Genomic DNA, 11,667 nt, shown 5'->3' on the forward strand with positions numbered 1-11,667 from the left:
CCTGCGCTATGGCGTGTCCATCTGTGTGGCTGGCGCCACCAGCTCCGGCAAAACCACCGTGGCGGGCTGGCTCATGTCCACCATTCCCGACCGCAAGCGGATCTTCACCATCGAGGACGGCTCCCGTGAGCTTCAGCTCATCCGGGAGCAGAACGGCAGGGTGGTCAACTCCGTCGTCCACACCCAGACCCGCGACAGCGAGAACGAGCGGCAGCGCATCGACCAGATCGCGCTGCTGGACATCGCCCTTCGCTTTAATCCCGACATCATCGCCGTGGGTGAGATGCGCGGCCCGGAGGCCAATGCCGCCCAGGAGGCCGCCCGCGTGGGCGTGGCCGTTCTCACCACCATCCACTCCAGCTCCAGCGAGGGCACCTATCGCCGCATGGTATCCCTGTGCAAGCGGGCCGTGGACACCCCTGACGATACGCTCATGGGCTATGTCACTGAGGCATATCCCATTGTGGTCTACTGCCGCCAGCTGGAGAACAAGGAGCGCCGCATCACCAACATCTCCGAATGTGAGATCCTGCCGGATGGGAGCCGCCGGCTTCACAAGCTCTACGAGTACAATATCACCGAAAACCGTCTGGAGGGCGACCGGTTCATCATTGAGGGACACCACCAGAAGTGCGAGGAGATGTCCGAGAGCCTGCAGCGCCGCTTTATCGAGAACGGTATGCCCCGCGGTGAGCTGGAGCAGTTCATCCAGAGAAAGGAGGAAACTGCATGACAATGATCCAACTGATCGCCTGCATTGGCATGATCGCCGGGCTTTTTATGGTGCTGGGGATCTCCCCCGCAGAAATGAGCGACAGCATCTTCTCCCGGCTGACTGCTGCTCCCGGCAGCATCCGGGCGGATATCAACGAGACGACCAAGCGAAAAAAGGCCGGCTTCTTCCGCCGGGAGATCACGGAAGCCCAGGCGGTGCTGGCCGCATCCGGGCGTGAGGGGAAGTTTCCCATGGTGTGCATGGCCTCCCTGGTGCTGTTTGCCCTGGGCGCCTGCATCGCCATTCTCGCCGGAAATGCCTTCCTTGTCCCTGTGCTGGCCGTCGGATTTATGCTGGCGCCGTTCTGGTATGTCAAGCTGACAGCCGGCAGCTTCAAAAAGGATGTGGCCGCAGAGCTGGAAACGGCGCTGTCGGTCATCACCACCGCCTATCTGCGCACGGAAAACTTCCAGCAGGCGGTGGAGGAAAATGTCCGATACCTGCACCACCCGGTGCAGGAGGTGTTCCAGCGGTTTCTGACCCGCATCAAGCATATTGACCCGGACATGGACGCCGCACTTCACGACCTGAAATACGCCATCGACAATGAGGTGTGGCAGGAGTGGTGCGAAGCGGTGATGGCGTGCCAGACAGACCGCAGCCTGAAAAGCACCCTGACGCCCATCGTCAGCAAGCTGTCGGATATGCGAGTGGTCAACGGAGAGCTGGAAAATCTGGTCTTCGGCCCCCGCAAGGAGTTCGTCACCATGGCAATCCTGGTGCTGATCAATATCCCACTGGTGCGGTTCATCAACACCGATTGGTACCACACCCTGGTGGACACCATCCCCGGCCAGATGGTCATCGCCGTCTGCATCGCAGCCGTATTCGTGTCCTTTGCTTTTGTGGTGAAACTGACCCAGCCTATTGAGTATCGGAGGTGAGGAAATGGGCGTACTTTTATTCCTGTTCGGGACCGCGCTGGCCGCCGGACTGTATTTCGTCCTCGCCGACCTTCTGAAGATTCCCAGACTGGCCACGGAACGGGCGCTCATCTCTGCCGGACGGCGGGAGCGGAGCCTGGTCAAAGCTCTGGAGGCGCTGATCCTCGGCTGGGCACTGAAGCTGGCACCGCTGATCCGAATGGACGAATACAAATACCACCGGCTGGAGAGCAAGCTCACGGCGGCAGGGCTGGATATGACGCCCCAGGTCTACATGGCTTATTCGATCCTGAAGCCCTGTCTCATCCTGCTCGGCATCATCCCGTGCCTGCTGATCCTGCCCATTCTGATCCCTCTCATCGTGGTGCTGGCCGTGCTGACCTGGTTCAAGGAAAGCCGCCGGGCGGATGAGCTGGTCAAGGCCAGAATGGAGCTGATCGAGGGCGAGCTGCCCCGGTTCGTCGCCACCATCCACCAGGAGCTGGCAGCCAGCCGGGATGTGCTGCGGATTCTGGAAAACTACAAGAAACACGCCGGGCCTGACTTTGGTCGTGAGCTGGATGTGCTGACGGCTGATATGCGTTCCTCCTCCTATGAAGCGGCGCTCATCCGCTTTGAGGCCAGAATGGGCTCCGCCATCATTTCGGACATCGTTCGAGGCCTCATCGGCATCCTGCGGGGTGACGACGGGCGAATGTACTTCCAGATGCTGTCCCACGATCTGAAGGCATTGGAACTGCAGCGCCTCAAGGCCAAGGCCGCCAAGATCCCGCCCAAGATTCGGGTGTTCAGCTTCATCATGCTCATGTGCTTCATGATGACCTACATCGTCATCATCGTGTACCAGATCGTCAATTCTCTGGGAAGCCTGTTCTAAAGGAGGTCGCCATGAAAAAAATACTGAAACGGCGCTCCGGCGAAGGCTATATCGATGTATGCGTCCTGGTGGTGTGCGCCATGCTGGTGCTGGCGCTGGTGGTTCGTGTGCTGCCGGTCTATATCACCAAGCAGCAGCTGGATACCTATGCCGTGGAGCTGGTGCGCGAGGCGGAGATCGCCGGCCGGGTTGGCACGGAGACCACCCGCCGGGCCGCGGCGCTTACCGACAGCACCGGACTTGACCCCGACATCCGGTGGTCCACCACCGGACGCATCCAGCTCAACGACGAGGTCACCGTGACCCTGACGCTGGAGACGGACATCGGCCTGTTCGGAGGGTTTGGCTCGTTCCCGATCACGCTGACGGCTTCCGCCACAGGCAAGTCGGAGGTGTATTGGAAGTGAGCAGCGTGCCGCTGCACCCAGTTCGCGCACCAGGAGCCGGAATAATCGGGCCCGTATGCCCGCGATGAAAGTTGGTGAAACCATTGAAATGCAAGCATATCTTTCGCCGTCGCTCCGGCGAGGGCACCCCCATGATCCTTGCTATCATGCTGGTCTTGCTGATGCTGTTCTGCGCCATTGCCGAGTTCAGCCGGCTGTGGATCATTGCCCAAGGTGTAAAGGAGGCCGCGCAGCAGGCGGTCATTTCCACCGTCAATGACAACTATGACGATGTGTACCACGCCGTCCGCGAGGGATACGCCGCGGGCTGGTATCCGGACGGCACAGGCCGCTGGGATGAGAGCATCGACACCGGTGATGTGTACGGCCAGCTCTCTGAAACGCTCGGCCTGGAAAATACAGCGGGCGGGTATCAGAAAATTTCAGGCGGCGAGGTGGAATATACCATCTCCGACCTGTCCGTGGTTCTGGAAAATAACAGCCTCGGTTCCGGCCAGAGCGAGGGATATACCGCGCTGGTGGAGATCCATCTGGTGGTGCCCGTCCGGTTTCTGGGGAATCTTTTGCCCGCCGCCAGCATGACTTTGCACACAGAGGCCAAATATGTGCCTCTCTTCTGATCCATCCGGTCTTTTCAATAGACTTCCACATGAAAATGTGGTATTGTCCCATTAACAAGTAATACACCAAGGAGGCATACACCATGACAGATAAGACAAAGAGGATCGTCCTCATCGCCGTCTGCTGCCTGCTCTGCGTTGCGGCAGCCATTGGGATCGCCGCCCGGTTCGGCGGCAATGCCGAGATTTCTTCCGGTGTGGTTTCCGATGACTCCACCCAGAGCGGTGATCCCAATGTGGATATCGACAATAACGGCCAGACTGATCTGGATGTCAAGGTGGAAACGCCGGACGCATCCGAAACCGATCCCGCCCAGGGCGCGGACTCCAGCGGCCTGGAGCAGACCATCCAGGCAGATCCCGTAAAGCCGGAATCCCCCGAAAAACCGGAAGCGCCCGCCGGCACCACCACGCTGCCGGATGACCACGACGGAGCGGATGTGCCGGAGGAGGAGCGCAAGACCGAAGATGAGGCGCCGCCCACCTATGAGGAGACTCCCACAGTGACTCCTACTGAAACGGAGCCTGCCGCGGGAAGCACCAACAGCTCCGGTCAGGTCTATGTACCCGGCTTCGGCTACGTGGATAACAGTGGTGAGAACACCGGTGTTCAGGACAACAGTATGTATGAAAACGGAAATAAGATTGGCGAGATGGGCGGCGGTAATTGACCCCCTCATCCGCAATAACGGCGCAGTCGGAAGTGACTGCGCCGTTTCTATTTGAAAAAATCGGAAAGGAGGGCACCTGTGAAGCGAATCCTTGCTCTTATTCTCTCTGCTGTCCTGATGCTGTCCATCGCTGTACCTGCCTACGCAACTGGAGATGAAAACATTGACGGCGGTGGCGGCAACATGGGCAGCGGAACATCTACAAGCTATTGGAATCCCGGCATGGATGGCGTCCGTGTATCCGTAATCAATGTGGACAGCCATGCCGTAGTGGGCAATGTGATCGATCTGACCAACAAAACACCCGCATCGGGCGTTATCCATTTCGGCAAAGTCAGCAAGCTGTCCTATAACGCCGGACGGAGTCTCTCTCCGGTAGTGGGAAACTACAGTTATATCAATCCCTCGCAGAGCCTGCCCCGCATCATCTCCTCCGGCAGCTATCCGGCCAGCATTGATGCCATCCGCAGCTACTTCACCGATGAACAGGTCATCCGAGCCATCGCTGGATATGTGGGGATGGACTTCGATACGCTGATCTGCGGCGATTACAAAATCGTCATCGAGCCGATTGCGTATCTGGTCTATAACGGCGCCAACTACGCTATGACTGCCACCGAGGCCGCTTTGTACGACCAGGTGGTCAGCGGCAACTTGCGCTATTGGATGGGATCGCTGACCCATCAGAATCTCCCGCTCGCTATCTTTCTGGAGGAGGCCGACCTCGGGTATCCCGCCTGGTCAGGCAGCGCTACCAGCAAGGTCAGTAACGAGCAGATCATCTCCTCGCTGGGGATCGGCATCGTCCGCTTCAACGATGAGGTGGAGGAACCGGAGGTGGATGAGTTTGACTACGAATACCGGGTGGACACCGATGTCATTACCTCGGTGGAGGTGTCCGGCGGGCAGTCAGACCCGGACAACCCGGTCACCGTGCAGTTTGTGATCGAAGGCAGCACCTATACCGTCAGCAATGTCTACTATCCGGACGGCGACAGCCAGCTGGTCTGGGTGAAGTGGCATACCCCCGATGAACCCTGTGTCTGCACCATTCAGGTCAGGGTGTTGGGCGGAGGCACGGCGCAAAGCACCATCACCGCCAACATCGTGGATCTGGACGGCAACGACCCGCCCAATCCCGTGGCCGATGACCGAAACGACACCTTCACCCTCGCGGATATCCCGGAGAAAGAAGAAGTGTCCTCCGCCTCTTGGGGCATCTGGTCTCCTTGGTGGCAGGAAAATTGGGTGTGGGTTGAAAACTGGGAGAAGTGCTGGCACACGGATCGGTGGACGGACAGCGAGGGCAAATCCCACACGGACCGCTGGTACCACTGGGTGGACAACGGCTGGTGGGAGGATCAGGGCTGGTGGGAGTTTGACTATAACGCCTACACAGCCAGCCTGACGGCAACCATGGTCATCACGCCGGACAGCCTGTCGCCCACGGCATCTTCCTCTGCGCTCAAGAGCGGATACGGCATCCAGCAGAGCGTTACGGCCAGCGTCAGCACCACGCAGAGTTCTGCCGTGACTGCGGCGCAGAATGCGGTGACCTATTTCCCGGAGTTCAACTACGAAGGCTTCTGGAGGCTCCTGGATCGAAGCATCAGCGGCAAACGCTCCACCTTCACCTTCAAGGACAACCCCTACAGCACCTATAACCGGCCGACCCATTTCACACCGATATGGTATCCCGATGGAAGCTATACGCCGTACACCTGGCTCCTGGACTGCTGGACGCCCGCAGGAATGCTGTCGCTTAACCTGACGGACTCCCTCCGGATTTCCGGCGACCTTTGGGAAGACTGGCATATCGCCCCCACAACTTAATAACACAATGGAGGAAATCTATGCGTAAATTCAACTATAAGCGCCTGATCGTTATGCTTGTCGTGGTCTTGGCAATGACTTGCCTGATGGCGACCACGGCTTTCGCCGCAGGTACCGGCGATGTGGCCGGCGCGGTGGAGAGCACCTGGTCCACTGCATCCACCCAGATCAAAACGGTTGTGGACAATGTCGTGTTTCCTGCCATCGACCTGGTTCTGGCCGTCTTCTTCTTCGCCAAGCTGGGCACCGCCTATTTTGAGTACAGAAAGTCCGGTCAGTTTGAGTGGGCGGCGCCCGCCATTCTGTTTGCGTGCCTCGTCTTTACCCTCACCGCCCCCATGTATCTCTGGAGCATCATTGGCATTTAAGGAGGGCATATGAACTTTTTCGAGCAAGAGCTTCATAAAATCGTTGCCCCAAAGTATCCGGACGCCACCTATGTAGGCCGGGCCTGCTATGTGCGTCTCGATGAGTTGAATCGGGCAAAGATCCAGTTCGTCACGGGGATCGTCGCAAATCAATACCATGCCCTTCGCATTTCCATTCTGAATCGGAACGAAGGCCAGGTGGATGTGCTGCTTCTGAATCTTTCCGACATCCTCGGGAAAAAGCAAATCGGCAACCCGAACTTCCGCAATGGGATCAATCCCTACATCTGGGATGACTACGGGAAAGCGGATTGGTATGTCTACCATCCCAACAGTCAGGACTACCAGCAGCTCACGGATGCGGTATCGGATTATCTGGAGGTGTTTCAGGAGCAGAGCCAGACCGCTGACCCTCAGTGGCAGCAGACCATGTAAAGAACTGACCCAGGGGCCGTACCAGCTGTACGGCCCCTGGCCTTTTATCCCAAGCAGTTGGTGCGGCCTCACCCCGAAAAGAGGTGAACGAACCATTGTTTATTTGGGATTTTGTTGCCGACACCATCCTCGGTCAGATCGCGGATTGGATCTACGGCCAGGTCATGGGCTTTCTCGGAAACTTTTTCGCCGAGATGGGCAACATGGGCGTCGAGTTGTTCGAGCTGAGCTGGGTGCAGAGCATCGTGCTGTTTTTCTCCTATCTGGCCTGGGCGCTCTATGTGACCGGCCTCGTGGTGGCCTGCTTTGAGTGCGGCATCGAGTATTCCTCCGGCAGAGGGAACCTCAAAGAAACTGCTCTGTGCGCCATCAAAGGCTTTATGGCGGTGAGCCTGTTTACGGTTGTACCGGTTCGGCTCTATGAGCTTTCCGTCACATTGCAGGCAAGCCTCACCGCAGGAATCACAGGATATGGCACCTCCATCGGTGAGGCGGCGACCGAGATTGTGGATTCACTCAGCGGCATTGATTCGCTGACTGGAATGACCACCGGCTCATACTTCGGCTTTGCTTCCATCACCAGCCCAATCATGCTTTTATTCTGCATCATTCTGATGGCCTACGCCGTGATAAAGGTCTTCTTCGCAAACCTAAAGCGCGGCGGCATTCTGCTCATTCAAATTGCAGTGGGCAGTCTCTATATGTTCAGCGTCCCACGCGGTTATACGGATGGTTTCATCCAATGGTGCAAGCAGATCATCGGATTGTGCCTGACCGCTTTCCTGCAATCCACCATTCTCATCGCCGGTCTCATGGTATTCAAGGACCATGCGCTGCTTGGCCTCGGCCTGATGCTGTCCGCCGGCGAGATCCCCCGTATTGCCGGCGCCTTTGGTCTGGATACCACCACAAGAGCCAATATCATGTCTGCAGTCTATACCGCTCAGGCTGCGGTCAATACCACAAGGACCGTTGTTCAGGCGGTAGCCAAATGAAGATGCTGACAATGGGCAGCTTGTTTGACGGGATTGGCGGTTTTCCCCTGGCTGCGGTTCACAACGGCATCGTACCTGTGTGGGCAAGTGAGATCGAAACCTTCCCCATCGAGGTGACGCGGCTTCGATTTCCCGATATGGTTCATGTGGGCGACATTACAAAGCTTGACGGAGCAAAGCTGCCGCCGGTGGATATCATCTGCGGCGGCTCTCCCTGTCAGGATCTGTCCGTGGCCGGAGCGAGAGCCGGGATCTTCGGTGAACGCTCCGGCCTTTTTATGGAGCAGGTTCGAATCGTAAAGGAGATGAGAGATGCAGATAGACAACGAGGCCGAGCAGCTCTCAATATACGACCTCGATTTATGGTGTGGGAAAATGTGCCCGGAGCCTTCTCCAGCGGAACACCAAAAGGAGAGGATTTCCGGATCGTCCTCGAGGAGATCGTCCGAATTAAAGTCAGTGGTGTTTCAATCCCTCGACCTGACACCGGGCGCTGGGAACCTGCTGGGCGAATTCTATTGGGAGCTGATTTCTCCCTGGCGTGGAGATGCCTTGACGCTCAATACTGGGGTGTCCCCCAGAGAAGAAAAAGAATCTTCCTTGTCGCAGATTTTGCAGGACGATCCGCCGGACAAATACTATTTGACCAGGAAAGCCTGCCTGGGCATCCTGCGCAGAGCCTTTGAACGCGGGAAAGAGCTGCCCCGAAAACTCAATCGTGCGCTGGAGATCCAGTCTGGGGTTGCTCCGCCGGATGGCAGATCCACCCCGCTGGAGGCATACCATATCAACCAGCGTGATGAAGGCATCGATCTGCACGGAGTTTCCGGTGCCCTGATGGCGACAAACAATATGCAGATGCAGACCTTTGTTACCCAGCCGGACGATGCGGAAATCGAAGGGTTCGATGGCTATAACGGTGATCTGACCGGCTCAGTCGCGGCCACCCTGGGCGTGAACTGCGGGATGTCCACCAGCCGCAATGGCCTTATACAGCCGATTGCCTTTGCCGCAAACCAGCGGGATGAGGTCAGGGATCTGCACGATGTGGCCGGAGCGTTGGGCGCCCAGCCAGGAATGAAGCAGCAGACTTTCATCGCGGAGGGTGTCGTGGCCAAAGGCAACGGCGATTGTTTTCTGACGCCGGAACGGCACACATCTCTGAGTGCAGGCGGCGGTCAGGCCGGTCAGGGGTATCCCTGTGTCCTGACTGCTGGCTTCTCTGCCGGGGCAGGAGCCTCTGCCGGAAGCATCGGCTACGGCGAGGAGCTTGCCCCCACCTTGAAAGGCAGCGCCAGCGGAAACTGTATGCCATCCATCTTATGCCTGAACGACCAAGGCGGCAGCGTGATGGAGTGCAGCCTGGACATCACAGGGACGCTTCGGGCCCAGGAACATGGGCATCAGCCCTTGGTCTACGAGAACCACGGCATTGATTCCCGCTACACCGGCCCCCATAAAGTGGCGCCTACCATGTCCGCGCGGTATGGTACAGGCGGAAACAATGTCCCGCTTGTGGAGCAGGAACAGGTATTCTGCATCACCGGCAATGCTATTGACCGGCAGCCTCAAAACGGCGGCAATGGGATCGGATACCAAGCAGACCTCGCCTATACGCTGACTGCCACCGATCACCATGCCGTGTTCAGCAGACAGCGAGTCGACATTTTCAAAGATGGAGAGGTAACAAGCACTCAAAGCGCACGCCAGCACAAGGATGCCACGGATCTGGTGCTGCAGGGTACAGATCAGCCAAGGCTCATCCGCAGGCTGACACCTCTGGAATGTGAAAGGCTCCAAGGTTTTCCGGACGGTTGGACTGACATTCCCAACGCCTCTGACTCTTCCCGGTATAAGGCACTGGGCAACAGCGTGGCCATTCCGTGCGTGGACTATGTCCTTTTTGGCATTGCTCTGGTGCTTCTCGCCGGCTGAGCCGGGCTTGTTGCTTATGCTTCGTTTGCAGCTTGCTTCTTCGTTGGGTTCTGTGAATAGCTATTTGCCGCCGGGCGCAGTATGCTTTGCTCACAAAATCAGAGAAAGGAGTAACCCATGGAAGCAAAGAAGAATCTCTGCGGAATGATCCCGGAAGAACTGCACGCCAGAGCTGTGGCAGAAAAGGAACAGCTTGGCCTCAAGACTCTGGGCGAGTATGTGGAGCTGATACTCAAAGAACACTTCGAAGGAGGAGGAATCACTATGGCAGAAACCAAGACTCTCGCATTCAAGATCACCGAGGAGCTGGATCAGCGGCTGAAGGACTTCATTGCCGCAGAAAAAAAGCGCGGCAGAAAAATCACGCAGAAAGAATTCGTCATCGGTCTTATCGAGCAGGCGCTGGCTAAGTACGAGGCGCAGAATCAGCCCGCCGAGATGACCGAAGAATAAAAATGCCGCACCGGCCGCTGGGGAGCATATCCCCGGCGGCTTGTTTTTTGGAGGTGAACCACCCTGTATATCTACCCCGACAATCTGACTGCCAAGGCCATGCTGTGGCTTTGGGAACTCAGGGATGTGGGCGTCATTGTCGTAGGGCTTTTGGTCTCTATCCTGGCGCTGACACAGACCGGTATTTTTATCCCGCTGGTGCTGACAGCAGTCTATGCCTTCCTCAGCATCCGCTTTGACGGGACCAGCATTCTGGATTTCATTCGCTATGCGATTGCCTTCCTGATCACCAAACAGCAATTCTATGAATGGAGAATGTGATATGTTCCACGCCGACACACTCTATGACAACGAGGAAAACTTCGGCCTGCCGGAAATCGAGGAGCGGGATCTGTCCGCCTCCCTGACGCTCCGGTGGAGCCGGAAGCGCAAGCGGTGGGAGTGCCGCAACGCCTTCTTCTGGCAGGATGCCAAGAACAAGTGGAGCTGCCGCAGCCAGGACGGCAGATATTACTATGGCTTCCGCAGCCTGCGGGCCCTGCTGAAAAGCTATGTGGGCGGCCTTCTGTGCGAGAAGTCCCTCTGCTACAGCGCCAAGAACGCCAGGGCAAAATACTGGTTCAGCCAGAACCCCAGACGGGTGACCTGCTGTGTCACCATGCGCTGTACCGGCTTTTTCCCGCCCAGCTTTTCCCAAGGAGGAATGAAGCTATGAACAGAAAGAAAAAAGAGAATGCCGCGCAATCCACCCGGCAGCTCATGGGGATCGACGGCATCAAGGACTATTGCATCGCCACCCGCATGGGCGACCTGGTCTTTTTCATCATCAAGCCCACCAACATCAGCGTCCTGTCCGATTCCAGCATCAGCGCCAGGATCTACGCCCTGCTGAATGTGGTCAAGGGGCAGGCGGAAATTGAGATGCTCGCTCTCAACTCCAAGGAGTCCTTCGAGCGAAACAAAAACTTTTATCAGGAGCGCATGGGCAGCGAGGAGCTTCCTGCCATCCGGCGGCTTCTGGAGCAGGACAGCAAGCATTTGGATCGCATCCAGGTGCTGATGGCCTCCAGCCGGGAGTTTTATATCATCATCCGGCTGCGAAGTGAAAAGGAAACGGATGTGTTCCCGTATCTCAGCCGCATCGAGCAGAGCATCAACGACAATGGGTTTACCACCCGCCGCGCCACCGAGCAGGATCTCAAGCGGATGCTGGGCGTTTATTTCGAGCAAAATGTGACCACCGAGAAGTTCGAGGACTACGACGGCGACCGCTGGGTCATCGTGGGCGAGTAAATCAATTCATCATAGGCCGTGGAGGTGTTCCGCTCCATGGCCGGGATGCCTCCACGGAGAATAGGAGGCATCCATTTTGGCAAAGAAAGCGAAAAGACCGGTTCCGCAGAGCCGTGAGGAG

Annotated in this window: 14 protein-coding genes and 1 pseudogene; all 15 read left to right on the plus strand. The window is 57.4% G+C overall.

Annotated features, from left to right (window positions below; genetic code table 11):
* A partial coding sequence (locus ACTQ3V_RS06145) for a CpaF/VirB11 family protein (RefSeq protein WP_441466767.1) occupies nt 1-733 on the plus strand: 733 nt, incomplete at its 5' end.
* Complete coding sequence (locus ACTQ3V_RS06150; protein ID WP_118427287.1) at nt 730-1,659, plus strand: type II secretion system F family protein; 930 nt, start codon at nt 730-732, stop codon at nt 1,657-1,659. The genes ACTQ3V_RS06145 and ACTQ3V_RS06150, both read left to right, overlap by 4 nt.
* A 4-nt stretch (nt 1,660-1,663) precedes the next feature.
* On the plus strand, nt 1,664-2,536 hold the full coding sequence (locus tag ACTQ3V_RS06155) for a type II secretion system F family protein (RefSeq protein WP_441466768.1): 873 nt from the start codon (nt 1,664-1,666) through the stop codon (nt 2,534-2,536).
* Between the two features lie 11 nt (nt 2,537-2,547).
* Nucleotides 2,548-2,943 carry a DUF4320 family protein gene (locus tag ACTQ3V_RS06160; RefSeq protein WP_087295606.1) on the plus strand — a complete coding sequence of 132 codons (396 nt, stop codon included), beginning with the start codon at nt 2,548-2,550 and terminating at the stop codon, nt 2,941-2,943.
* Nucleotides 2,944-3,026: 83 nt separating this feature from the next.
* Nucleotides 3,027-3,563: a hypothetical protein gene (locus ACTQ3V_RS06165; RefSeq protein WP_441466769.1), complete on the plus strand. Its 537-nt coding sequence runs from the start codon at nt 3,027-3,029 to the stop codon at nt 3,561-3,563.
* A gap of 83 nt (nt 3,564-3,646) precedes the next feature.
* Complete coding sequence (locus ACTQ3V_RS06170; protein ID WP_087233685.1) at nt 3,647-4,234, plus strand: DUF6550 family protein; 588 nt, start codon at nt 3,647-3,649, stop codon at nt 4,232-4,234.
* A gap of 78 nt (nt 4,235-4,312) precedes the next feature.
* Entirely contained in the window at nt 4,313-6,067 is a 1,755-nt protein-coding gene (locus ACTQ3V_RS06175) for a DUF8193 domain-containing protein (protein ID WP_441466770.1), read from the plus strand.
* Nucleotides 6,068-6,087: 20 nt separating this feature from the next.
* The gene (locus tag ACTQ3V_RS06180) at nt 6,088-6,435 is read left to right on the plus strand and encodes a DUF3852 domain-containing protein (RefSeq protein WP_441466771.1); all 348 of its coding nucleotides are present in this window, start codon (nt 6,088-6,090) and stop codon (nt 6,433-6,435) included.
* A 9-nt stretch (nt 6,436-6,444) separates the two neighbouring features.
* Nucleotides 6,445-6,870 carry a hypothetical protein gene (locus ACTQ3V_RS06185; RefSeq protein WP_441466772.1) on the plus strand — a complete coding sequence of 142 codons (426 nt, stop codon included), beginning with the start codon at nt 6,445-6,447 and terminating at the stop codon, nt 6,868-6,870.
* 95 nt (nt 6,871-6,965) lie between these two features.
* Entirely contained in the window at nt 6,966-7,865 is a 900-nt protein-coding gene (locus tag ACTQ3V_RS06190; protein WP_441466773.1) for a conjugal transfer protein TrbL family protein, read from the plus strand.
* Nucleotides 7,866-7,867: 2 nt separating this feature from the next.
* Nucleotides 7,868-9,800, plus strand: a pseudogene (locus ACTQ3V_RS06195) (DNA cytosine methyltransferase).
* Between the two features lie 117 nt (nt 9,801-9,917).
* On the plus strand, nt 9,918-10,253 hold the full coding sequence (locus tag ACTQ3V_RS06200) for a 4-oxalocrotonate tautomerase (RefSeq protein ID WP_441466774.1): 336 nt from the start codon (nt 9,918-9,920) through the stop codon (nt 10,251-10,253).
* A gap of 63 nt (nt 10,254-10,316) precedes the next feature.
* Nucleotides 10,317-10,574, plus strand: a complete 258-nt coding sequence (locus ACTQ3V_RS06205) for a hypothetical protein (protein ID WP_441466784.1) — start codon at nt 10,317-10,319, stop codon at nt 10,572-10,574.
* A 1-nt stretch (nt 10,575) separates the two neighbouring features.
* The gene (locus ACTQ3V_RS06210; RefSeq protein ID WP_441466775.1) at nt 10,576-10,968 is read left to right on the plus strand and encodes a hypothetical protein; all 393 of its coding nucleotides are present in this window, start codon (nt 10,576-10,578) and stop codon (nt 10,966-10,968) included.
* On the plus strand, nt 10,965-11,546 hold the full coding sequence (locus ACTQ3V_RS06215) for a hypothetical protein (protein ID WP_087238876.1): 582 nt from the start codon (nt 10,965-10,967) through the stop codon (nt 11,544-11,546). Before ACTQ3V_RS06210 ends, ACTQ3V_RS06215 begins: the two co-directional genes overlap by 4 nt.
* The last annotated feature ends 121 nt before the right edge of the window (nt 11,547-11,667 follow it).

It is taken from the genome of Candidatus Agathobaculum pullicola, from assembly GCF_052117205.1.
Taxonomy (GTDB): Bacteria; Bacillota; Clostridia; order Oscillospirales; family Butyricicoccaceae; genus Agathobaculum; species Agathobaculum pullicola.

Coding starts and splice junctions, on each gene's coding strand:
- ACTQ3V_RS06200 (WP_441466774.1), top strand. CDS start 9,918: ATGGAAGCAAAGAAGAATCTCTGCGGAATGATCCCGGAAGAACTGCAC.
- ACTQ3V_RS06155 (WP_441466768.1), top strand. CDS start 1,664: ATGGGCGTACTTTTATTCCTGTTCGGGACCGCGCTGGCCGCCGGACTG.
- ACTQ3V_RS06185 (WP_441466772.1), top strand. CDS start 6,445: ATGAACTTTTTCGAGCAAGAGCTTCATAAAATCGTTGCCCCAAAGTAT.
- ACTQ3V_RS06210 (WP_441466775.1), top strand. CDS start 10,576: ATGTTCCACGCCGACACACTCTATGACAACGAGGAAAACTTCGGCCTG.
- ACTQ3V_RS06160 (WP_087295606.1), top strand. CDS start 2,548: ATGAAAAAAATACTGAAACGGCGCTCCGGCGAAGGCTATATCGATGTA.
- ACTQ3V_RS06170 (WP_087233685.1), top strand. CDS start 3,647: ATGACAGATAAGACAAAGAGGATCGTCCTCATCGCCGTCTGCTGCCTG.
- ACTQ3V_RS06180 (WP_441466771.1), top strand. CDS start 6,088: ATGCGTAAATTCAACTATAAGCGCCTGATCGTTATGCTTGTCGTGGTC.
- ACTQ3V_RS06215 (WP_087238876.1), top strand. CDS start 10,965: ATGAACAGAAAGAAAAAAGAGAATGCCGCGCAATCCACCCGGCAGCTC.
- ACTQ3V_RS06150 (WP_118427287.1), top strand. CDS start 730: ATGACAATGATCCAACTGATCGCCTGCATTGGCATGATCGCCGGGCTT.